The organism is Pseudoalteromonas sp. SR45-1 (assembly GCF_014163655.1).
Taxonomy (GTDB): Bacteria; Pseudomonadota; Gammaproteobacteria; order Enterobacterales; family Alteromonadaceae; genus Pseudoalteromonas; species Pseudoalteromonas distincta.
Genome location: NZ_JACJDR010000004.1, coordinates 15,198 through 39,034, shown reverse-complemented (window position 1 = coordinate 39,034; position 23,837 = coordinate 15,198). Strand labels below are relative to the sequence as shown.

The 23,837-nt window shown below is 38.9% G+C and carries 18 protein-coding genes and 1 pseudogene; 5 read left to right on the top strand and 14 right to left on the bottom strand.

The genetic code is table 11. From position 1 onward, the window contains the following. Positions 1 to 25 precede the first annotated feature (25 nt). Positions 26 to 430, top strand: coding sequence for a hypothetical protein (locus H5089_RS05665; protein ID WP_182681542.1), 405 nt, complete (start codon positions 26 to 28; stop codon positions 428 to 430). A gap of 13 nt (positions 431 to 443) precedes the next feature. Here the strand turns inward: H5089_RS05665 and H5089_RS05660 are convergent, their stop codons facing one another. Genes H5089_RS05660 through H5089_RS05650 form a run of 3 tightly spaced genes read right to left on the bottom strand, consistent with a single transcriptional unit; the run spans position 444 to position 4,151 of the window. After that, positions 444 to 1,232: a LytTR family DNA-binding domain-containing protein gene (locus tag H5089_RS05660; RefSeq protein ID WP_182711700.1), complete on the bottom strand. Its 789-nt coding sequence runs from the start codon at positions 1,230 to 1,232 to the stop codon at positions 444 to 446. Next, positions 1,229 to 2,269 carry a sensor histidine kinase gene (locus tag H5089_RS05655; protein WP_182711699.1) on the bottom strand — a complete coding sequence of 347 codons (1,041 nt, stop codon included), beginning with the start codon at positions 2,267 to 2,269 and terminating at the stop codon, positions 1,229 to 1,231. The genes H5089_RS05660 and H5089_RS05655 overlap by 4 nt, the downstream gene beginning before the upstream one ends. Before the next feature lie 28 nt (positions 2,270 to 2,297). Then, complete coding sequence (locus H5089_RS05650) at positions 2,298 to 4,151, bottom strand: CIA30 family protein (protein WP_182711698.1); 1,854 nt, start codon at positions 4,149 to 4,151, stop codon at positions 2,298 to 2,300. Positions 4,152 to 5,203: 1,052 nt separating this feature from the next. Here H5089_RS05650 and H5089_RS05645 point away from each other — a divergent pair. Then, a complete protein-coding gene (locus H5089_RS05645) occupies positions 5,204 to 6,181 on the top strand; it encodes a helix-turn-helix domain-containing protein (RefSeq protein ID WP_182711697.1) in 978 nt (325 codons plus the stop codon). A gap of 362 nt (positions 6,182 to 6,543) precedes the next feature. Here H5089_RS05645 and H5089_RS05640 read toward each other — a convergent pair whose 3' ends face one another. The 7 genes from H5089_RS05640 to H5089_RS05610 all read right to left on the bottom strand — a co-directional run bounded on the left by H5089_RS05640 (position 6,544) and on the right by H5089_RS05610 (position 14,893). Beyond that, the gene (locus H5089_RS05640) at positions 6,544 to 7,470 is read right to left on the bottom strand and encodes a DMT family transporter (RefSeq protein WP_182711696.1); all 927 of its coding nucleotides are present in this window, start codon (positions 7,468 to 7,470) and stop codon (positions 6,544 to 6,546) included. A 101-nt stretch (positions 7,471 to 7,571) separates the two neighbouring features. Then, positions 7,572 to 8,279, bottom strand: a complete 708-nt coding sequence (locus tag H5089_RS05635) for an AraC family transcriptional regulator (RefSeq protein ID WP_024597340.1) — start codon at positions 8,277 to 8,279, stop codon at positions 7,572 to 7,574. Positions 8,280 to 8,589: 310 nt separating this feature from the next. Further along, a complete protein-coding gene (locus tag H5089_RS05630) occupies positions 8,590 to 8,934 on the bottom strand; it encodes a sulfotransferase (RefSeq protein WP_310735800.1) in 345 nt (114 codons plus the stop codon). Positions 8,935 to 8,969: 35 nt separating this feature from the next. Continuing rightward, positions 8,970 to 9,575, bottom strand: coding sequence for a hypothetical protein (locus tag H5089_RS05625; RefSeq protein ID WP_182711695.1), 606 nt, complete (start codon positions 9,573 to 9,575; stop codon positions 8,970 to 8,972). Between the two features lie 42 nt (positions 9,576 to 9,617). Next, positions 9,618 to 10,577 carry a glycoside hydrolase family 19 protein gene (locus H5089_RS05620; protein ID WP_055017448.1) on the bottom strand — a complete coding sequence of 320 codons (960 nt, stop codon included), beginning with the start codon at positions 10,575 to 10,577 and terminating at the stop codon, positions 9,618 to 9,620. A 232-nt stretch (positions 10,578 to 10,809) separates the two neighbouring features. Further along, on the bottom strand, positions 10,810 to 12,390 hold the full coding sequence (locus H5089_RS05615) for a sulfotransferase (RefSeq protein ID WP_182711694.1): 1,581 nt from the start codon (positions 12,388 to 12,390) through the stop codon (positions 10,810 to 10,812). An 85-nt stretch (positions 12,391 to 12,475) separates the two neighbouring features. Further along, positions 12,476 to 14,893 (bottom strand): TonB-dependent receptor, encoded by a 2,418-nt coding sequence (locus H5089_RS05610; RefSeq protein WP_182711693.1) that lies wholly within the window; start codon positions 14,891 to 14,893, stop codon positions 12,476 to 12,478. Between the two features lie 478 nt (positions 14,894 to 15,371). On the opposite strand from H5089_RS05610, the gene H5089_RS05605 reads away from it, so the two are divergent. Together H5089_RS05605 and H5089_RS05600 are read left to right on the top strand one after the other, a co-directional pair. Continuing rightward, positions 15,372 to 16,466, top strand: coding sequence for an NADH:flavin oxidoreductase/NADH oxidase (locus H5089_RS05605; protein WP_182711692.1), 1,095 nt, complete (start codon positions 15,372 to 15,374; stop codon positions 16,464 to 16,466). Positions 16,467 to 16,540: 74 nt separating this feature from the next. Then, positions 16,541 to 17,737 carry an MFS transporter gene (locus tag H5089_RS05600; RefSeq protein WP_182711691.1) on the top strand — a complete coding sequence of 399 codons (1,197 nt, stop codon included), beginning with the start codon at positions 16,541 to 16,543 and terminating at the stop codon, positions 17,735 to 17,737. Between the two features lie 72 nt (positions 17,738 to 17,809). On the opposite strand, the gene H5089_RS05595 is transcribed toward H5089_RS05600, so the two are convergent. The 4 genes and pseudogenes from H5089_RS05595 to H5089_RS05580 form a co-directional block, all read right to left on the bottom strand. Further along, on the bottom strand, positions 17,810 to 18,673 hold the full coding sequence (locus H5089_RS05595) for a DMT family transporter (RefSeq protein WP_182694245.1): 864 nt from the start codon (positions 18,671 to 18,673) through the stop codon (positions 17,810 to 17,812). Positions 18,674 to 18,905: 232 nt separating this feature from the next. Further along, positions 18,906 to 19,649 (bottom strand): FadR/GntR family transcriptional regulator, encoded by a 744-nt coding sequence (locus H5089_RS05590; RefSeq protein ID WP_002960591.1) that lies wholly within the window; start codon positions 19,647 to 19,649, stop codon positions 18,906 to 18,908. Between the two features lie 427 nt (positions 19,650 to 20,076). Beyond that, a pseudogene (locus H5089_RS05585) lies at positions 20,077 to 21,063 on the bottom strand (Gfo/Idh/MocA family protein). 37 nt (positions 21,064 to 21,100) lie between these two features. Then, complete coding sequence (locus H5089_RS05580; RefSeq protein ID WP_182671069.1) at positions 21,101 to 22,111, bottom strand: AraC family transcriptional regulator; 1,011 nt, start codon at positions 22,109 to 22,111, stop codon at positions 21,101 to 21,103. A 102-nt stretch (positions 22,112 to 22,213) separates the two neighbouring features. On the opposite strand from H5089_RS05580, the gene H5089_RS05575 reads away from it, so the two are divergent. Beyond that, entirely contained in the window at positions 22,214 to 23,818 is a 1,605-nt protein-coding gene (locus H5089_RS05575) for a GMC family oxidoreductase (RefSeq protein WP_182711690.1), read from the top strand. Positions 23,819 to 23,837: the final 19 nt, after the last annotated feature.

The window sequence follows — 23,837 nt, the reverse complement described above, 5'->3', positions numbered from 1 at the left end:
ACTAGGTAATAAAAAGGAACTCACAGTGAATAAAGCCTTAGTCATCATTTTATTGGTGCTTTCGTGGGCAACCCAAGCCGACTCGATCAACGCGCTAAATGTTGACCGTGCAGTACCAAATAGCATGCACTTATCGTTTGCAAACGATAGCAACATAACCCCTAAAAAAGGGGATTTTAAAATCGTTAATTATGTATTAATGAGCAATGAAGAGGGCGAACGCTGGGCTGTTATAACACTTACTAACTTATCGTCAGGCAATCGAGAATTAGGCGAGGAGCACTTACTTGCACTTTTTGCTGACGGCAGCCGATTTATGCCAATGGAATTTAAACTCGGTTTTAAAGGCAACGAAACACAATCGGTAACTGTATCGTTTGCCGATTATAAATTCCCTATTTTAAGTGTGTATTCGAGTAACGACCAGTAGCATATTGGATAAGTTAAATATGCAGCAATTGCTTTAACTTATCTGCGCCGGCTCTGCTGGTGCTTAGTTCAGATTTAATATCGTCATTTACAATCACCATAAGTTTGCCATTAAACCAGCGCTGTATTTCTTTAATGTGGTCAATATTAACCAAATAACTGCGGTGGATTCGTACAAAGTTATGTGCTGCTAAAGCATGCTCAAGCTGATCAAGTGTATCGCTTAAATGATGAAATGTATCGCCATTCCACGCCAAACTATTGCCCTGCTCCGATTTAATAAATTTAATATTACTAGGGGAGAGTAAAAATATGCGCTCACCACTTTTACTAATGAGCTTATTTATAGTGTTTTTGGTTAATGTAAACGTTTGCTCGTTGGGTTCGTGATTGACTAGGGTATGTGCACGTTGTTGCTCTAGTTGCTGCTGCGCTTTGGCGAGAGCTTTTTTTAGCCTAGCAATAGGAAAAGGTTTGAGTAAGTAGTCAGTTGAGGCGTGCTCGAATGCTTCAATAGCAAATTGATCGTACGCGGTTGTGTAAATAATAATGGGCTGGTAGTTAAGTAAATCAATAAGCTCAAGGCCGTTAATTTCAGGCATTTGAATATCAAGTAATACCACATCAGGGGTCAGCTCATTGATTAATGTAATAGCCTCTTTGCCATTTGTAGCCATAGCCACCAATTCAACATGCTCCATTAAACTTAATTGATGGCTTAATTTTTCGCGAGCGGGAAGCTCGTCATCGGCAAATAATACGCGCATTTTAGTAATAGTATGTTGCTGGTTTTTGCTGTTCATAGTGCTAGCTCCAACGTAACCACTGCACCATTATTATTGCTCAGTAGTACCTTACTTTTACCAAGTTGTTTGACGCGCTTGAGTATGTTTTTCATCCCTACACCATTGCCATGCCCGTGCTTTATTACATCGCTCGAAAAACCCTTACCATTATCGCTAATTTGTATTTTAACGCCGTTTGGAAGCTCACTCAGGGTTATATTAAGTATTAGAGAAGTTTGGTTGGCGTTGTGTTTAATGGCGTTTTCAATAATTGGCTGAATAAGTAGCGGTGGTAGCGATATGTCTTTAAGCCTATTGGGAATATGGTAATTAACCTGAAGTTTATCGCCAAAGCGTGCTTTTTCAATATTTAAGTATTTTTCTATTATTGTAAGCTCTTGCTGTAAAGGTATTTGCTGTTGCTCGGCGGTATCAAGGGAGTACCTTAAAATATCAGCAAGTTCATGCAGTACTTCATCGGCTAAATCAGGGTTTGTATGAATATAGGCCGAAATTGTATTTAAGCTATTAAACATAAAATGAGGATTTAGCTGATATCGTAATGTAGCAAGTTGGGCTTGTTTAAGTGCGTGTTTTTCGGCTGTTGCGCGTTTTTTGTTTTCAATAAAAATACTGGTAAAGTAAATACACGATCCCCAAAGTAAGCCGTTAAATACAACAAATACTCCCATCGATTTATGCCCATCAAAAAGCTGTGTGAGTAATATATCGGTAAGCACATTACCAAGTGCCATAAATACAACTGCAATTAACCATTCAAATGCTATTTTGTTAATGTGTTTATTGCGAAGGTAAAAAATAACTGCTGCCGCACTCCAAACAGGAACCCAGTAAAAAGTTACGAACCACACAGATGCAGCGAGTGCACTACCAGTAGTAAAGGGGGCGGAGTTCGCGATTATTAGCCCAAGGGCATAAGCAATATCTACAATAAGTAGAGTAAAAAAGCTGTATTTATAAAATGGATGTTTGAGCATAGTATGTGCTTCTTTTTGTAAGTGATTAAACCATAACAAAAAACAGTCAAAACCCAAATGATTTTGTGTTTTGACTGCTACTCATTTAAAAGTAAGTTAGCTCTTTGATTTGTAGTGTGTTTTTTAATGACTCAATGCTTGCGCCTGGCATTTTACGCCACATTAAGTTAACCCCAGTTAATTCTGTTGCCGACCACGTAACTGGGCTACCAAAACCAAATTGTTTAAGTGTAGTGAAGGGAATATCAAGCGTGGTCCATTCATCGCGCGGCTTTAAAAGTACACTAAAGTGATCCCAATCTTTTACATCACTATGATAAACAGACAAAGCAAAAGGCGTGGTAGACCCTTTATACGTTAAGCGCACACCTTTAAATGCTGAAGCATCAGCCGGTGATGTAAATTTTATTTCAGCGCCTGCCCACGCGCCAAAGCTTGTTGGCTTTGTAATGGTTGTATCTATAGTTAAGCTATTTTTATGCGTGGTAAGCGTTGCCACAGACTGACCACCCATTACCGAGTCGCTTAAGGCTTGCCATGGTGTATCACCGGTAAAATCATCAATAACATGCTGCGCTTGGCTGCTTTTAATTACTTCATTACAAGTGGGGCCTTGTGGCTTTATGGCTTTGTTTTGAGCAATAAGCGCTGGGCGGTCTACTTGTATACCTGTTTTATAAACCTCTGAGATTGTGTGAATATGGTTTATATCATCAAGTGGGTTTTGCTTAAGCAGTATAAAGCTTGCCTCAAAGCCTTTAGCAAGCTTACCAATACTATCTGCTTTATTGATCGCTTGTGCGCCGTTAACCGTTGCCGCATTAATTATTTCACCATTAGTTAGGCCCGCTTTTTTAAGTGCATCTAACTCGTTATGTAACCCTGTTCCATGGATTGTGTATGGGTTTCCGGCATCAGAGCCGGTGCCTATAGTGATATTAGCTTTATGTAACTTTTGAATATTTGCATAAGCGGTTTTACGTTCACTCCATGCGTGTTCTTTCCATTTTGAAGGCGCAGGCACATTTTCAAACAAGCACTCTTGAAGCTTTTCGGGAATGGTTTTTAGTAACTCGTTTTGTGAGCTAATAGTATGGTTATGCTTTTCATCGCTATGGTTGTGGTACACCGCAAGGGTAGGAATGTAGGTTACATTATGCTGTTTCATTAGCGTAATAAACTCATCATCTATCGCTTCGCTATTAATACCGTGGGCTAAAGCCGTTGCACCGGCCTTAATAGCGCGTTTGCCATCATCTAGTGTAGAAACATGCACAAAATACGGTAAATTAGCCGCTTTAGAGCGCTTACCAAGATCGCTTAATTGGCTATCAGTCAACGATTTACCCACACCGCCAAAGGTTTCAATAACCGCTTTAGTTACATGGGCTTGGGTGCTTATATGTTTTTTCCATAGCGCTGCTATGTCTTCATTTTTGGCAATTTCGTAAGCGTTGCCACCAAACTGTGTGCCATGCCCGCCAGGGTTGGTAAACAATGTACCTGCATAAAAAAGGTTAGGGGTTAGTTGGGCTTCTTCTAATTGAGCGGCTTCGTTTAGGGTTTGCTCAAACGAAAACAAATCAACAATGTTAGTTACGCCTAAATACAAATTAGAATTAAAGTGCGATTTAACCGGCAAATACTGAAACTCAGTAAAGTTACTGCCTGATGAACCCAAATGTACATGTAAATCAATTAAACCAGGTATTGCATATTGGTTGTTGGCATCAATAGTTTTATCGGCGTTTTGTAGTGGGTCGGTCGCTTTGGCAACGTTTACAATTTTACCATCGTCAATATAAAGCGAACTCGGCGCAGAAAAGCTTTGCGAATTACTTTGGTATACACGAATGTTGTCGACTCGCAGGTCAATGGCATGCGCACTAAAGTGGCTTGTTAAACTCAGTGCTATAACTGTTTTTGTAATAATGTTCATGACTATATTCCTTATCAAAATAGGTATTTGGCGTTTTGTTGATAAGGAATTTAGCGAGTTTTTTAACCTGCTTCATTAATGTTTATCTGAATCGACATTATTTACCGTTGAACCGACACTAAAGTAAATAAACGTAGTGGTGCGCTCAGATTAACTGAACTAAATATTATGAATTAGCGATAGATCCCTTCGGCGGGTATGCCTATTTTAAAACAGGGTTTTAAAATTTAATCTTGTTTGAATGACTTTTAAAGGCGGCTAGGAGCGATTAACAGCCGCTCAAGCATCTTGTAATTGGAATCCATTTTTCTCTATAGCTGACGTTCGAACCTGCTTTACTAAAGCTAACTATTAGCCGAAAGCTGACATTAGTTTTTGTAAAAGAATAAACAGATTATTGGTAATTCAAACCAATATATACTGCATGTTTGAGGGGCTAGTGTAAGCTCGTTGCTGCCTTTGAACTTCCATCACTTGATCTTCATTTGAGCCTAAAGCAGTCAGTAATGAATTCGGTTTCAAGATCACTTTGTGAGTATAGAAGACGCTAGCATTTAATTTTTACACAGATTTCTAATGAATTAATCATGTCAAATTACTGAAAATTATCAATAATAATGTAAATTAACAACTTAAATCGAGCAACCGTTAGCCAACAAAATTGACCCATTCCTAACATTCTTTTTTTGAGGTGGTTTAACTATGGATGCCCTAGTTATGCTATAGGTGATTTTAGCAATTAAACACTAAACTCTTCCCTAAACGAGTGACAAAATTGGATCAAACGGGCACCTTTTAAGCTTTTGGGCTGGAAGACCTGTCTGATGGGGAAATTTTGCCATAGATTGACAGCTTAGTTATATTTAGGATGTCTGATTTGGTTCGACTCTCAAAATGAAAAACTAACTTGCTAGCACCAAATAAAATGTTTAAATTTAGCTGTTTAGCCTAATTGCAACCGCTGGTTGACAAATTAACAACTTGACTTGCTGGTCTGCAACTACCTGACTTTCTATGCTTACCGCTCAACAACAAATGAAGGAATGAACTTTATGATTTTAGCAGAAAAGATTGTCAGATTAAGAAAACAAGTTGGTTGGTCGCAGGAAGAATTGGCTGAAAAGATGAATGTTTCTAGGCAGTCAGTGTCTAAGTGGGAAAGCACTAATAGCATACCTGATTTAAATAGGATAATTATGTTGGCGGAGCTTTTTGACGTATCTACTGACTTTCTACTAAGAGATGAGAATGAAGCTTTTGATTCTCATGATGAAAATAAAAAGCCTGATATCATTCAAATTAGTTTAGAACAAGCAGCAAAATATATTGAAAATAAGATGGAAGTGTCAGCCTTAATCACTAAAGGAGTTATACTTTGTTTATGCTCAGTAGTACCTTTGTTTTTCTTCTTGGCAATGGCTGAAACCAATCGATTGAACCTGACAGGCAATATCGCAGCAGCGATAGGAGTTGTGTGTATTGTAGTTATGGTCTCTATGGGAATAAATTTTTTTCTCAGAGCCAACCAATATGAAAGCGATATAGCGGTAATAGATAATGAAGCATTTGAATTAGCCTATGGTGTACATGGTGTTTTCAATGAAAAATTAACAAAGTTCAGACCTACCTATAATCGAAGATTATCGTTGGGTATATTTATGTTCATTATCAGTTTTGCACCTCTTATGTTTGCTAGTATGCTTTTCAGAGGCCCAAGTATAACTCTAATGATGCTAATTGTACTTATGCTCATCATAGCCGCTGGGATATACATTGTGTCTCCTGTTGCGGCTAAATACGAGGCTTATAACAATATTCTAAAAGATGGGCCTCTAGATACCGTAAAGAGTAGACGTGTAAAACGTGCTGAAAAACTCGCTGCATTCTACTGGCCTTTGCTAATCGCTATCTTTCTTGGTTGGAGCTTATGGACTATGGATTGGGGCGTAACTTGGATAATTTGGCCTGTAGGGGCTGTACTTTTCGCTGCACTGGTTGGATTAATGGAGTTGCTGGATAAAGAAGAGTGATGAACATGATATGCATCTTTATCAGCGATACAAAAACCTAATCTTAACCAGTAACTTTCTAATATGGCAGAGATTAGGGGGATACAAATAAGTCATCTAAATATAAATACTTGAACAACCGCTATGCTGGCATTTACGATCATCAATCTAGACCTAAATTCAAATACTATAAATGGCACTTTAGCGAAGTTCGGCTGTGAGCGTGAGGCAGACTGTGAGAAATTATGATGTATGAAGTCAATACTCGTCTCCTTGGTTATTACATTTTATGAACGTTCGTTACGAGCGTTCATGTTTTTTACTTTATATAAATGAATTATACCCTATGGTAAGCTTTTAAAAGCATTGTCAATGCTCTTAAGCTACATAGATTTAATAGGTACTCTTAATTGCTTTTGAGGTTTGATGGTTTGCATTAATAGGCATAGTGATACCAAAGCCACACCTATCCAACCAATTATCTTAAACCTTTCACCAATAACGAAAACGGCTAAAAAAGTTGCAACTAATGGTTCTATTAAGGTAATTAATGTCGCTTTACTTGCATTTATATAATTCAAGCCAAAACCAAATAATAAGTATCCTAAAAACATTGGAATTACTGCCATATACAAAGATACCAATGCATTGGTTGCGCTTGAAAATAAGTTATCACCTGTAAACCATAATGAAGGGAGTAACAATAAAGCAGCACAACCAAACAGTCCTGACATTGACGATTTCGAATGAACTCCACTTTCAATTAAACTCCTTGCTGCCCATGAATAACCTGCATAGGTTAATCCAGCAATACACCCCAAAAGAATACCCAGGCTCTGTTGATTAATACTGTATGAAGGATCATTACTCTGATCTCTACCTAACGTTAATAAAGTAATACCTATAGCTCCAATAACAAAACTCAGTACCCATTCCAGTGATATATTTTTTTTACTAATTAGGCTTTCAAGGATTGCAGCAAAAAAAGGTGCCGTAGCAATTGAAACTACAGTGCCAATTGCAACACCTGATAAACGCATTGAAGTATAAAATGCTAATGGATAGATAGCGACAGAAGCGGCACCTAAAAGTAATACCTTAGGCTGTGAAATCATGAGCTTATAATCTATAAATAACGTTTTTCGTGCTGTAATAACAAGTAGCACTCCCCCTATTCCCATAGAGAATGCACCAATTGCAAACGAACTCACATCAGGGGAATAGCTTGCTGCGGTGCCTGTTGTTCCCCACAAAAAACTAGCAATAATGATAGCAGTTACACCTTTAAAACTTCCGTGATGACTTTGCATAGTGATACCTGTTTTTTATTATTTTAATACAGAAATTGTATGTTAATGATGAAAGGAGTTTTTAACAATTAAGACGCTATCGTTGACAATAAAGACTAAGTTTACTTTTTGAATTTATTAGGTGGTAGGCCAAAGAATTGTGAAAACTTTCGGCTAAAGGCTGACGGCTCTTTGTAGCCTACTTTTTCACCAATGATTGATAGTGGATAATCTGTGTGTGTTAGTAAAGCTTGCGCTTTTTCCATACGAAGTTTGGTTACGTATTTCATCACAGTCATATTTGTTTGTTGCTTAAATAGTTTCTTAAACTGCGTTTCGCTTAGAAAAGCAGATTCAGCCAGGCGTTTAATGTGAAGTTGCTCTGCAATATTTTGCTCTATGAAGGATATTGCTGTACCAATACGGTTATCTACTTTTGGCAATAAAGGTTGCTCTGCAAGCAGTAAACTGAACATTTCAAACATTGCCTGTTCTAATTGAGCATTAACTTTATTTTCTAATTGGTTTTCGATAAAGGTTAAGTAACTTTTAAGGGATGAGTTAATTGCAAAAACAATACAGTGAGAAGATGAAATATTTAGGGGTAGGTTTTTCATGTCCACAACTACAAATCTAGCTTCAGTATCTGCAGTGAACAAGTGCTCTTCATTGGCTTTAACTACAACACATTCACTTGGCGCAACTTTACCATTGAAATCACCAACGCATATATTTATGACACCACGTAAAGGTAAAACCAATTGATTAAAGTGATGTGAGTGACGGGTTGGTTTTGTGCTATAAGAACGAATGGATAATAGATTTTTCATAATAACAGAAATGTATGGCCTTATTTCATCCTGATTTTGGTTATACATAGTAGAGCAATGGATGACAAAGTGAAGTGTTAGTTTTATTGGCTCTTTAACTTAAACCTCAATGACTGCAATGGTGGCTTAGCAGTCCCACTAAAGGCTTTGAAAGGTAATATCTGCTGTTGGCATTCTCCGCCACTCCACAACATAAAATGTTGATAATAATTGGCAAGGTATTTTACTGTGTCGGATGGCGCTTCGCTTATCCGACCTACACGTACACAAAGCCTCTTATTTGGCGTCTCTTACCGGTAAAATAAAGCGTTTACTCAATATTTATACCTTGCTTTAAAAGGTACTCCACTGTTTTATTAGTATGTGGCTTAAATGCTTTCCAACGGCCGATTGCTTTATTGTTAAGTGGTTGGCGTACTTGTACTTTACTGGCGGTAGAGACCGGTGCGGTGTTTAAGTGAAAATCTATACATTGCTCCTGCCACTCTAAGTTACAAAAGCTGACTAACTCTTTAATTTGTTGCTCGGGCTGTGCGACTAATTCTTCGTATTTTACTAATTTTATATTGCTGTGCAGGGCGCTAAAGTGCTGCATGAGTTTATAAAAGCGGCTATTTAAAAAAGATAAATCCCCCATACTGGGGGCATTTATCACATTAGTATATGACCTTAATATAATTACTAGCGATGTTATTTTGAATTGGAAATTACTGGCCACTCGTCAACTAAAATGCCATTACCACAATCGTTGTCTGCATGTATTAAATTAGGTTTTAGATTAATCAGTTGTGGGAACGAAATGGTGTAATTGACCTTATAACCGCAAGAGCCAAAAGCAGAGTATAAGCGCAGAGACTTTAATTCATTCCCTATTTCACTAACTTCAATACTGCCGGTAATTAAATTAGTTTGCTTTAGCTCCCACTTATTATCAATAAAAGTAGGTTCTGACCAAGTTATGGGGTAAGCCATGTTAGTTAACGTCTTGACATAATAGGTCAAGTAACTGTCTTGATATGCTCCAGTGTTGCAAGCTAATGCAAGCAATTTATCACCCGAACTTAGCTTAAAAACTGAGACAAATCGATTGTTATGATGTTCGTCTTTGATAGAACAGTTGTCGTTTTTATTTAGTGAGCCAAGAAGCTTTTTTTGAGTTAATAGCTCAAAATCTAGAGGCAACTTTTGACCAGAGGGTATCTGCATTTTTAAGGGTTTATTATTCTTAATATCTGCATTGAGTGAAGCGGCATTAACATGCGAGCATAATAAAAAGATCATAACAAATAAGGTCATATTTAATTTCACCAAGAGTTAATCCATAAAAGTATATGTGTATTAAGCTAACGCTACATTTGTTGAGAATAATAACTTTTCAAATTCAAATGTACCTCGTGACGCTTTCAATAGTCGCTCAAAAATTATAGCGTCATTAGCAATCTCTAAAGCGTGATCTTGACCATTAATTATTCTCCTAGCTCCAATATAATTAGAAGTTGCACCTGATATAAATTGGCCTAGCTTCGCTTTAGCAAATAAACCTTCTCGCATGCCATAAGACATTATTGCATATGCAATTTTATGATTAAGTGCTAGGTCTGGATTTATATAGAGCTTATCTCCAAGCCCTAAAGCATCGCCAACCTTTTTATAATTATAATCCCATGTTAATTGTACATAACCCCTTCCGTAATATATGTTTTTTTCTACAGTTGAAGTAGTTGGAACATCGTGTACGCTACCATACAGCTTACCTTTTCCTTTTCCCCACTCTTTAATTGGTTTCCAGGTACGTCCGCACTCACGTTTTACTGTCGCTAACATGTAAGCAATCCATCGGATATCGGTAATGTGAGGATCCATTACACACTCAATCAAGAGTTTTTTTAGATCATTAAATGCTTGCTCATTAGGGAACTGCTTTTTATATATTTTAATGAAGTGTTCATAATCAATAACTTGAACTTGATTTAAAAGGGCAGCTTCTTTGTGCTTTTTTAGAAAGTTCTGACTTAATGAGGCTACAAGTGCTTTGTGAGTTAAATCATCAGGTATAACTTTTTTACTTGGGTGTTTATTACCCAATGCAGCGGATTGAAATAGCTTTAGTTGCTCTTCAGTTTTACTACCATAATATCCATCGGGCTTTAGTACTTTTTTACCGAAATACTTTTTTGTGGTACCTAATAAAAGCCTTTGTAGTACTAAAACATCTAGTGGGGCATTCCTAGCACCGTGACCAACACTATTAGTTAACCTTGTTATATTTACTAAGTTTAGTTCTTTAAATATTAACATTTTAATCCTTTAATTTTTATCCTTTAGTAACTATACCACTCACTATGTGGCCCCTTCAAGGGAACATTAGCTGAATTTTATTCCATTTATATTATTCCTTTTCTATCAATATTTGTCAGTAAGCATTGGCAACTGTGTTAGTTTGATCGTCACAGTGCTTATATTTATTTTAAAAAGTAATTACCTGACTATAAATTAATTAAGCGAATTTATATAAAATAGAAGTGATATTTCATCCTATAATATCTTGTTGTTTTAAGTAGGTCTCAGCCTCATCAGTATGGGGCTTAAATGCCTTCCAACGGCCAATTGCTTTGTTGTTAAGTGGTTGGCGTACTTGCACTTTACTTGCAGTAGAGACCGGTGAGGTGTTTAAGTGAAAGTCTATACACTGTGCTTGCCACTCTAAATTACAAAAGCTAACTAGCTCTTTTATTTGCTGCTCGGGCTGGGCGACTAGTTCTTCGTATTTTACTAATTTTATATTGCTATGCAGGGCGCTAAAGTGCTGCATGAGTTTGTAAAAGCGGCTGTAAAATTTGGCAGTGTCGAGTAAATCGAGCGAGTACGCGTAGTAGGGGTTATTTATAGTAAATAACTGGCGATAGTTACCAATGCAGGTGTCCATTGGGTCGCGTAGCATGCAAATAATTTTAGCGTTTGGCAGGGCTTTGGTAATTAAGTCTATATAAAAAAAGTTAAACGGGAGTTTATCTATAAAGTGCTTATGGCTGCCTGTTATTACGCGTGTTGCGTTTAAATAGGTTGACCCAAGCTGATTAAAATCAAGCTCGTAGGCTTTACTGAGCGTTTGAGTGTCAAGCACATGGGGTGTTTGTGTTTGGCTGAGCCTTTTAACACTTAAGCCAAAGTCTTGCAGTTCACCGGCTGACTGCACGTCGCTGTGGCTCGATAAAATACGCTCTACCAATGTGGTGCCAGAGCGGGGCATGCCTAATACAAAAATAGGCTCTGCCGTTGGGTTACCTTGTGTCAGCGCTTGTGTGTGCTGTTCACTTAAGAGTTTAATATGTTCAAATAACTCAGTTGAGCTTTTATGATCAAACGGCTGTACAGCACGTTTTACTACTTTACCTTGCTCTAACGCGTTAAAAGCGTCTGAAAACTCACCAATATCTTGATACTCTTTAGCTAAAGCATGGCCAATATGCAGTTTTGCATCGGGGTTTGTTACTTGCTCAAACACGTTTTTTAAGCGTTCAATATGATTGTTTTGTGTACTTACTTTAGTTAAATCACTTAATGCAAAATAACTTTGATGGTGCAGCTGGTTAAGCGCTATGGCATTTTCAAAAGCGTGTTGGGCTTTATCAAATAGCCCTAAAAACTTAGCACTTACACCGTAGTTATAATAAAACTGAGGTTGAGCTTTGTTAGCTGCTGTAGACAGTGTAATAGCGCGCTCAAAGTAGTTAAGTGCTTGCTCGTGAATACCTGCTTGAGTAAGTGCAACGCCGAGTGTGTCGGCATCAAGTGCTTTAGTTATTTGCTTTAATGGCACCGATAGTGCGGTGTTTTTTGCTTTTTGTAATTCGCCAGTAAGTGCGTAACATTTAGCAAGTTGCGCGGTGTATTCAATACTTTGGCCAAGGGTGAGGGCTTTTTCGATGAGCTTTATTGCTTTGTGTATTTGCCCAACAGTTAAATTAACCATTGCCAGCAAAAAATACCCATCAGCAAAGTTTGGTTTGAGTGTAACTAACTCCACTAGGGCTTTGTGTGCTTGCTCTATTTTACCTTGGTTTAGGGAGTGTATTGCGCTTTGATGAAGTTGCTTTAAATTTGGCTGCATGGTTTTTGGTAATTATTTTGTGAAAGAAAATAAAAAGGCTCAAATAAATTTGAGCCTTAAAACATTGTTTAAAAATTACTATAAATTATATTTCAAATTTGTAGTTAAATTTAACACCTACCGTAAGCGGGCGATTAATGTAATGGCCGTAGTTACGTTGTATATCGGCACCATTTGCTGATGTTATATCGGCATCTGAACGACGAACGGATGTAACCGCGTATTTGTTGAATAGGTTATCAACATATAGGGTAGTTGACCATGCATCAGCTGTTAATTTAGCTGATATATTACTTAAGCTGTAACCTGGTAGTGTTTCGCCGTTATCACGAAGCCCTACTCTTGAAAGCACGTCGCTTTGCGCAGTTAAACCGTAGTTAATATCAAGCGTTTTGTCGTTAAACACGTCTGTTTGATAGTTTACACCCATCGAAAATTGATTTTCAGGTGAGCCTGGTAAACGGTCGCCGTCTTCTGCGCCATCGGTACCATCGGCATTAAACAAAAATGGTGCGTCTGATGTTAGCTCTGCTTTTGTGTAGGCATAAGTTGCGTAAACTGAAAACGAGTCAGATAAAATGGCACGGGTCGAAATTTCTACCCCTTTTGCATTAGCGCTGCCTGCGTTTGAAAGGTACGTTAATTGACCTATATCTGTAGCGCCAGTGATTTGCGCATCATCCCAATCTACGTTAAATAACGCGGCGTTAAAGTGTAGCTGGCTTCTAAACCATGTACTTTTAAAGCCTAGCTCGTAGTTTGTTGTGGTGTCGGCTTCATATAATAATTCGTCAGGTTTACCACAACCTGTTTGTTGATCCTCAACAATTGGATCAGGACAAGACACTAAACCGTTTGAACCACCAATTCTAAAGCCTTCACTTACTGTTACATAACCCATTACTGAATCAGTAAATTGATATTTAGCATTAAATTTAAATAAGTTACCGTTATCGCCAGCGTCATCTTTTTCGTATGCAACGGTGATTTTGTCAGGATCTACTCCACCATACAATGTATTGGCTAGCGGGAAGTCAAAAGCTGCTTGCGACTCTACATCGTATTCGTAAAAACGGGCACCAATGGTAATATCTAATTTGTCGGTTACTTGATAACCAACTTCACCAAATAGTGCAGACTCAGTGACTTTACTTTTTGTAAGCTCTAAGTATTCTAATGAGTCAGGTCTTAGCTGCTCGCCACCAAAGTTATCAATAGCGAATTGGTCAAACCCAGGGGTAAACTCTCGGCTTGACGCTTCGGTTTCTGTTTTGTTGTAAAAGCCACCCACAATCCAGTTAAAGTCGCTGTCGCCTTGCGACACTAAGCGAATTTCTTGAGTGAAGGTATCTTCTTCGTCTATTTCACGGGTAAACGTTGAAAACGAAGGGAATTCTTCATAGCCGTAATCAAGACGAATAAGTAAGTCTGTTTGATCGCGTTGACCGTCGGCATCAAAGCTCGAAATACCGGTTGCCGATACTAGCTCTGCAAAACCTAAATCGGCTTTTAGTTCAAGGCTTAGTAATTGATCTTTTTTCTCGCGCGGCTCTTCAAAGCGATAAGCCGATTCGTATTTACCTATTACGTCGCTTAAACCGTTGTTTGCATTAAGGCTATTGTAATGAACAATCGAGCGGCCTTCACTGTCTTGGTTTTGATAAAAGTAGTTAAGCGTACCTTCAAACGATTCATTTGGTTTAAAGCGAACAGAAATACGACCTGTAGTGGTGGTTTCGCCGTTGGCGTCTTTTACATTTTTAAGGTTGTTATTAACTGCTGAGCTATCGCTCCAATCTGGATCTGGCAGTGATACGCCAGATTCACGCACTACATAACCGTAATCGATAAAACCGGGGTCTTCATATACGTTTAAGCTGGCGCGTACTGCTAATTTATCTTCAATAATAGGAAGGTTAAATATAAAACCGCCTTCGCCACCTAAAGAGTCACTTTCTTTTGTTTGAAACAGGTCGCCGTAAACTTCAAGAGATGTAAAATCAAGCTCAGGCTGTTTAAGCATGTAGCGAATTGCACCGCCTAATGTGCCTGCACCATAAAGGGTGCCTTGTGGCCCAATTAATACTTCAACACGCTCAATATCTACTAGGCGCATATCTACCGAAACAGGAATTTCGTTAATGTAAGTAGATACTGTGCCGCCATCTGATGATGGACCAGACGAGTTTGTATTTAAACCACGAACAATAATAGGCGAGCCTGAGCGCCCACCTTGATCGGTAATTGTTAAACCAGGTACCCAGCGCGCTACATCCGCAAGCTCACTGATATTTTGATCTTTCATTATATCAGCATCAAGGGCTGTAATATTTAGCGGTGCATTTTGCACCGAGCCGCTGCGCCTTGTTGCTGTAACTTCAATTACTTCGAGTGATTTGTTTTTAGCTGCAACTTCTTCTTGAGCAAGTGCGGCATTAGGCAATAAAAATACGCTAGAAACAGCGCTCGAAATAGCCAAGGTTAACAAGCTTGGTTTAAACATAAAAAGTGATCCCCAGTTCAAATGTTTTACATTAGTAAATTAAGTTAAGCAGTTTATCAGGGAGTGAAGTAGCTGGGAATATTTAAATTGAATTTTAATTCACTTTTATAGAATAAATATAGCTTGTTTTCGGGGTTTTTATTTGGTTAATAGGCAATACAAGCAATAGCTTAGTGGAATTAGGTACAGTTAGATTAAAAATTAAACCCTTGTTTAAAGGTAAATAGTCATTCGTATTTTAAAGGTGGTGTTATGACGTGCTCGTTAAACAAATTATTACATTAAAATTAATATTTCATAATGTCATTACTTATACTTTTATTAGCACTATTAAAGTGTATTTTGATCCCCATTAAGGATGTTAAGTCGCCATTATTAGTGACAGTTTAAGTTATTGAGTGAGCGTGTTTGATTGCCGCTTCGTATTCTCTTTTTTATTTTGTCCGCACTTTTTTGTGCGTGTTTTTAAGGATTAACAATGAGCCAACTATTTTCGCCTTTATCACTTGGGCAAGTAACGTTAGATAACCGTATTATTATTGCACCCATGTGCCAGTATTCAGCAAACAATGGCGCTGCTAGCGATTGGCATACTATTCATTTAGGCCAATTGAGTTTAAGCGGTGCTGGGTTACTTTTTTTAGAAGCAACAGCAGTAAACCCTGAAGGGCGTATTAGCTACGGCGATTTGGGGCTTTGGAATAACGAAACCCAACAAGCACTAGGCAAAAGCCTAAAAGCAGTAAGGCAATACAGCCCTATGCCTATTGGTATTCAGTTAGCGCATGCTGGACGCAAAGCATCAACTGAAAAACCATGGGACGGTGGCGATGCCATTGCACCTGATGATGTAAATGGCTGGCAAACGCTCGCACCTTCGGCAATTGCGTACGACGCTAACAGCCCAGTGCCAAAAGCAATGAGCCAATCTGACATAGATTCACTAATTAAAGATTTTGTAAGTGCAGCTAAACGCGCTGATGAACTCGGCCTTGATTTAATCGAGCTTCATGGTGCGCACGGTTACCTGTTACATCAATTTTTGTCGCCACTTTCAAACAAGCGAGATGACAACTACGGTGGCAGCCTAGAAAACAGAATGCGCTTATTACTTGATGTGTTTAAAGCGGTAAGAGCGGTATTCCCCAGTAATAAAGCAGTGGGTGTGCGTATTTCGGCAACCGATTGGGTTGAAGGTGGCTGGGATTTAGATCAATCGATAGTGCTTAGTAAAGCGCTTGATGAACTAGGTTGTGATTTTATTCATGTAAGTACGGCGGGCCTAAGCCCAGAGCAACAAATACCAGTTAAACCTAATTTCCAGGTACCGTTTGCAACAGCCATAAAAGAAGCGGTTAAAATGCCTGTTATAGCGGTGGGTTTAATTACACAGGCGCAACAAGCCGAAGATATTATTAGTGAGCAGCAAGCCGATGGCGTAGCACTAGCGCGTGGCATTTTATATAACCCGCACTGGCCGTGGCATGCAGCTGCAGAGCTTGGCGCTACAGTAACTGCACCTAAACAGTATTTACGCTCAAGCCCACATGGGCAGCCATCACCAATAAAATAAAGTTTAGTTTTTTGTAGAAACCCAACCCGCGTTTGCGGGTTGGGTTTTATTATTTTTATAAAGTAGAGACACACATGACCCAAACAGGCGTTTCAGCGCAACCTCTTAGCAATACACTCGTTACTATTATTGCTTTGTGTTGCGGTCTTATTGTTGCCAATATTTATTACGCTCAACCTATTATTGAGTTACTTGCCCCAGAAGTTGGATTAAGTGCGCACAGTGCTAGCCTTATCGTATCGCTTACACAAATAGGCTACGCTTTGGGGTTGTTTTTTTTAGTACCACTAGCTGATTTAGTTGAAAATAAAAAGCTTATGTTGGTCACTCTTGGTGTGTCGTTTTTGAGTTTAGTGGGTACGGCACTTGCTAATTCACCTAATGTAATGCTTATTTTGTGTTTGATGATAGGTATAAGTTCGGTTTCTGTTCAGGTGCTTATTCCACTTGCTGCGCATTTATCGTCTGACGAAAAACGCGGACAAGTTCTTGGTAATATTATGGCGGGTTTGTTGTTAGGTATTTTGCTAGCAAGACCTATATCGAGCTTAATAGCCGATCACTTTGGTTGGCGCGCTGTATTTTACTTTGCAGCAGGGTGTATGGTGTTTATTGCTGGTGTAATTTATTTTGCTATTCCAAGTAGGCAACCAACCCATAAAACAACGTATTTTAAGTTATTAAAATCACTGAAACAATTAATGATAAGCCAGCCAGTGCTGCGCCAACGTTCACTTTTTCAAGCGTTAATGTTTGCATCGTTCAGCTTATTTTGGACGAGCGTACCGGTTGTGCTTGCCCGTGAGTATGGTTTATCCCAATCAGAAATAGCATTGTTTGCACTAGTGGGCGCCGCAGGTGCTGTAGCAGCTCCTATTGTTGGGCGTTTGGCTGATAATGGCTATACGCATCAGTTATCGTTACTGGCCAAACTCATTGCAGCACTGTGCTTTTTACCAAGCTTATTTGAGTTACCTTACGGCATTATAGTATTGGCATTAACCGGTGTGTTTATTGATTTTTCTGTGCAGGCCAATATGGTATTGGGTCAACGTGCAGTGTATGCAATAGAGCCACAAAGCCGTGCGCGTTTAAACGCTATTTACATGACTAGTATATTTGTAGGTGGCGCAGTAGGCTCGCTTATTGCCAGCCCATTATATGAAGCAGGCGGTTGGACTGGTATTGCACTGGTGGCTACCGGTATGCCGCTTATTTCGTTGATTGGCTATTTGCTTACAACTAAAAAGCGAAGTAAGGCTGTGAGTTAAAAAATTACCGGATAAAACACAATAAAGTCACCATGTTGTGTGGTGACTTTATTTAGCTTATTTGGTAGTTAATTAAGTAGCCTGTTTTTTTGCGTTTGAAAACGAGCTACCAACAGATGCGATAATCACAAGTAAAATAGCGAGCCACTGCCATAAAGTAAGTAATTCACCCAGTATAATAAACCCTGCGAGCGAAGCTATTGCAGGCTCTAAACTCATCATTACGCTAAACCCTTGTGAAGGCATGTTACGCAGTGCAACCATTTCAAGTGTGTAAGGCAGTGCGCTTGATAAAATAGCAATACCAATACCCAGTGGGATAATTTCCCACGTAAACGCGGCGCTTTGCATAATGCCACCGTAAGGCACTAGCACTATAGCGGCAACAGTCATGCCCAGTGCGACAGTGGCACCACCAGAGCTTTGTGTGCCGGTTTTTTTACCAAATAATATATAACCTGCCCAACATGCACCGGCACCAAGAGCAAGCGCTACACCTAATGGATCAAGGCTATCTTGCCCGCTCATATCTGGAAGCAGAAGCAAAATACCAGCAATAGCACAGGCAACCCAAAATAAATCACGTTTGCGGCGTGATGAAAATAAGGCAACAGTAAGCGGGCCTGTAAATTCAAGTGCTACACCAATGCCTAGTGGAATGCGTTCAATAGCGTAATAAAACAAAATGTTCATGCCGCCTAAACTTAAACCATACACAATTATAGGAATACGATTACCCGTAGTGGGTAAGTGTTTCCAAGGTTTAAACACTAAGCAAAGTATAAAGGCAGAAAAACCAAGCCTAAGGGCCGTCGTACCCTCAGGGCCAACAATTGGAAAAAGCTGTTTTGCAAACGACGCGCCCGTTTGAATGGTCATCATGGCAAGCAATACACACACGATAGCCAGTAAATAACTTTTTGAAGATGCTTGCATTTTTATCCTTGAGTTGAGTAACTCTATCAATTAGTTATGTAATGCAGGGAGTATAAAAGCTAAACCCACCCGATATTAATGGCGGCATAGTATCTTTTTTTAAATTTATAGGTAAGTGTTTGCGACCAAAAATAACGCAATAAAAAGTATATTAAATAGGGAAGGTAAATAAAGTAAGAGGTAAAGTTAGCAAACAGGCGTTTGCTAACTTTAATCAGTTGGTTAAAAGGCCTTAGTGGGCACTTTTATTAACTAAGCCATCAAGCGAGTAGAGGCCTCGTTTTTCATCATTTTTACGTTTAATTTCTTCAAGTGCACGCGATTCTACAGCGTCAAATAAAGCATTAATTAAGCGGTTAAAATGTTTGTGCATTGCACTGCGCGCTGCATTTGCATCATGCGACTTTAGGGCTGTATAAATAGCGGTGTGTTCATCCATAACGCACTCGTTATTGTTTTTACACACACTGCCATAGTCAGCAACAATTTGTGGATTTGTTAAACGTAAATCCCACAAGTTAGACACTGCAAATTCAAGTGCTTTATTACGCGTTGCTCTAGCTATAATTTCGTGGAACTCACGATCGGCTTGCTCAACATATAGGCCTTTTTCCATAGCAATTAATGTTTTATTTAGTTGCTCTAGTTCTTCTTCTGTAATGCTTTGAGCAGCTAAAGCGGCAATTTCGCCTTCAATTAATGCGCGAGCTTGAGTAAGTTCAAATGCACTGATCTCTTTTGATTTTATAGATGCATTTTTTTGTTCTACTACGTAAACACCAGAGCCAGTTTTAACTTCAACTCGGCCACGTACTTCTAATGCGATAATAGCTTCTCTAATGGTAGGGCGGCTTACATCAAACATTTCTGCAAGTTCACGTTCAGGTGGTAAACGACTCCCAGCAGAAAATTCGCCTTGATTTATTAAAGACTCAATTTTATCAACTATGCGCCAAAATAAGCGACGATTACCCATACTTTACCTTCATTACCTTAAGGAATAATGGCCTCTGGGGCCTATAAGTCAAAACCAACTGTTAATATCAGAGGTTACCTTAAAATTCACTATTATGTCAAAATTCTAACGCGATGTTAGGGTTAAAAACCACTATACACCAACGGTTGCATTCTTGTATTACCAATTTAGTTTAAAATAATGTAATTGGCCAGCTTGATTGGTAATGTTTTTATGTGTTAGGTTAGATTTAAGGTTATTGAGTAATAAATATTGGTAATAAACCGAGTTGGGTTGTCAGTGTTAAGTTTGTTGTAGAAGTATTTGATTGCCCATGGATGGGGATCGCTATTTTAAAGTGTTTTGTAAAATGTGTCGTTGTACGAGAGCTATTTAAGCTTTCTTCTGGGCGTTAGCTGTCGTTGGTTAACGCCCATATTTTATTTAATTAGTCGTTAGGGTACACAACCCCAAGCTGTTTGCGCGCTTCATCAAGAACGCTCATTACGTTACTGGCTAAAATGTGCGTATTAACAGGTGACTCAAGGATATTTTGCTTCACTAATGACATGAAATGCTCAACTTCGTATTTCATAAAGTGCTCATCAAACGGCTGGGATATAATCTCTACATCACCATTATTAGCAATAAATTCCACTTTTTTAAGTTGCGATACGGCTTCTATACGTATGCGCCCAAGCTCGCCTTGTATTTCGGTTATGTTGTCGCCTTGCGATATTTTGGAGTAACTAATAACGGCTTGTTTATCTGCATAGTTTAGTAATACATCGCCCGCACCATCTACACCAGTATCGAGCAATACGCCACTGGCACTCACGCTTTTTGGTGCCCCCCAAAGTGCAATTAATAAATACAGCGGGTAAATCCCTAAATCAACTAAAGCACCATTTGCAAACTCGGGTAAAAATGTGTTTGGGCGTTCTCCATTTTTATACTTATCGTAACGCGATGAGTATTGACTGTACTGGCCAATATATTTACGTGGTGTGCCAATTTTTACCATTGCCTATTGTAGCTGTTCATAGTTAGGCAAGTGAGTGGTCATCATGGCTTCCATGTAAAGGCGCTGATGCTTTTTTGCTGTAGCTATAATGCTTGCAAGCTCTTTAGAATTGGCAGCTGATGGTTTTTCGCCAAGGACATGTTTACCCGCTTCTAGACACATAACGGCATATTGTTTGTGTAAGCTATTAGGGGCGGCTATGTAGACAGCATCGACATTTTGATCTTGGCAAACTTGCTCGATTGAGGTGAAAATTTTTGCTTGTGCATTTTGTGGGTGTTTGGCTAAAAATGCTTCGCCGCTAGATACTGCGCGCGAGCACACCCCATATAAATTAAAATCGTTTAACGTATTTGCAGCGGCTAACAATGTGTCGCTAATAAAATTGGTGCCAACAATAACAAAGTTCATGCTCACTCCTTAGCTTAAATAAAAATAATAAGAGTATTTAGTTTAACATTTTTTTAGTTCTATATGCTCGAGGAGAACATCCAAACCAGCGTTTAACATTAACACTTAGTGTTGCTTGTTCCTGATATCCTAAAAGCTCAGATATGGTTGAGATTGTAAATTGGTTTTGCGCTAAATAGTGTGCAGCTAAAGCGCGGCGAGTGGCATCTTTTAGTTTTACAAAACTCGTATTATGTTTGATAAGTTCTCGATGCAGAGTACGCGGGTGCATACCCAGCGCAGCTGAAATAGTTTGGTTACTACATTGATAAATAGGAAGCATAGGCCTAATTAGCGCACTAACTTGGTTGGGCAACGGTTGTGTGTGTTCTTTGTTTTTTGCCAAGAAGTTTAGCGCTGCTTGTACTTTATTTAGTTTAGGGTGATCAAGCTCAAGAGTTAAATCACTTTTTGAGATTACAATGCCAGCGCTGTTGCGATGCTCTATAACGTTACAACCAAAGTAAGTGTTATAGGCACGAGTATTAGTACTTAACTTTTTTGGCAAAAATATATTAATTGGTTTGCAGCGGTTATTACTCAGCTTTTTAATAACAGCCAATGCTAAACCAATAGTTAGCTCAATTACTTGGTTTATGTGCGGTAATGGTTTTAAATTAATTTCGAATGATAAAAACAAGCTTTTATCATTCTCTAAAGGGTGCGAATTTAAGCTAAGTGCAGGGCTGTGTAAGTGAAGGTATTTAATAACCCAATTAAGTGCATCACCTAAATTAGTACTACTTTTGGCAGCTATTGCAATATGTCCTAAAATATCAAAGTTTTGTCTACTTGCGAGCTTAAGGCCAAAACTAGAGCAATTGAACTTACAAGCACAGTATTCTAAAAGCTCAGCGTAATCTCGATAAGGTAAATATTGGTTGTCGAGATTTTTAAAGTCAACGTTACTAATATTACAGCTTTGCATTATTTCATGCGGATCGCCGCCAAATTCGCTAATTAGCGTGTCTATACCTTGTAATGACGTGGCTCTGATTAGGCTGCTCATGGTTAACCCCAAATAAGTGATGTCTAAAAATATCAAGTTTTATTGGGTTTTTCTATGCACTATTACTGTTAAGGCCGTTTAAAACTTTTATTAAGGTACACTATGAACAATACAACATTTGATTACATTGTGATTGGCGCAGGCAGTGGCGGCTGCGTTATGGCATCGCGATTGTCTGAGGATAAAAATGTCAGTGTGTGTTTAATTGAAGCTGGCGGCAGCGATAAAAGTGCATTTGTGCAAATGCCAGCTGGCATAGCAGCGAGTGTGCCTTATGGCATAAATAGCTGGCATTACAATACGGTGCCACAAAAAGAGCTTAATAACCGCTGTGGTTTTGTGCCGCGCGGCAAAGTATTGGGTGGCTCAAGCTCTACCAATGCAATGGTTTATATTCGCGGTAACAAATACGATTACGATAATTGGGCACAGCTTGGTAATGAAGGCTGGGATTTTAAGAGTTTACTCCCGTACTTTATTAAATCTGAGAACAATAAAGCGTTTATAAATAATGAGCTGCACGGAACAAAAGGCCCGCTACATGTACAAGAGCTAAGTAACCCAAGCAATGTAAACCAATATTTTTTAAATGCCTGTGCTGAGCAGAGCGTTAATTTAAGCGACGATATAAATGGCAAAGAGCAAAGCGGTGCGCGTTTATCGCAGGTAACTCAGCACAATGGCGAGCGTTGTAGTGCGGCAAAAGCATATTTAACACCGCATTTAAACCGCCCCAATTTAACGGTATTAACCCATAGCCACGTTAATAAAATAAATATAGCTAATAAGATAACGCAAGGTGTGCAAATAGAGCGTAATAAAGAAGTTATTAATTTACGTGCTAAAAAAGAGGTAATACTTAGTGCTGGCGCTATTAATTCACCACAAATATTAATGCTTTCAGGCATTGGCCCAAAAGAGCAGTTAAGTGCGCATAATATTAAGGTTCAGCACGTACTTGAAGGTGTTGGCGCTAATTTACAAGATCACTTAACGGTAGTGCCACTTTATAAATCAAAAACAAGTAAAGGCACATTTGGTATAAGCCCGCTTGGCATTGCCAGCATTTTAAAAGGATGCGTTAACTGGTTTACAAAACGACAAGGGCGATTAACCAGTAATTTTGCAGAGTCGCACGCGTTTATTAAATTATTTGAAGGCTCGCCAGCGCCCGATGTGCAGCTAGAGTTTGTAATTGGGCTGGTGGACGATCATAGTCGTAAATTACACACTGGGCATGGTTACAGTATACACAGCAGTATTATGCGCCCCAAAAGCCGAGGCACGATTACATTAGCCGATAACAACCCGCGTAGTGCTCCACTTATTGACCCTAATTACTTAAGCCACCCAGATGATTTAACTGTAATGCTTGCAAGCCTTAAAAAAACACTCGCTATTATGCAAAGCAACGCTTTTGATAACATACGCGGTAAAATGCTCTACCCGCTTGATATAAATAATGATGAGCAGCTAATTGAGTTTATACGCCAAACTGCAGATACCGAATATCACCCGGTCGGGACATGTAAAATGGGGCAAGACTCAATGGCAGTGGTAGATACTAATTTACGAGTACACGGGGTAAGTAACTTACGCGTAGTTGATGCGTCGATTATGCCTACTATTATTACCGGCAACACAAATGCGCCGGTAATTGCGATTGCTGAAAAAGCGGCTGATTTAATTAAACACGAAAACGTATAATTGAATTAACAATAGCAGG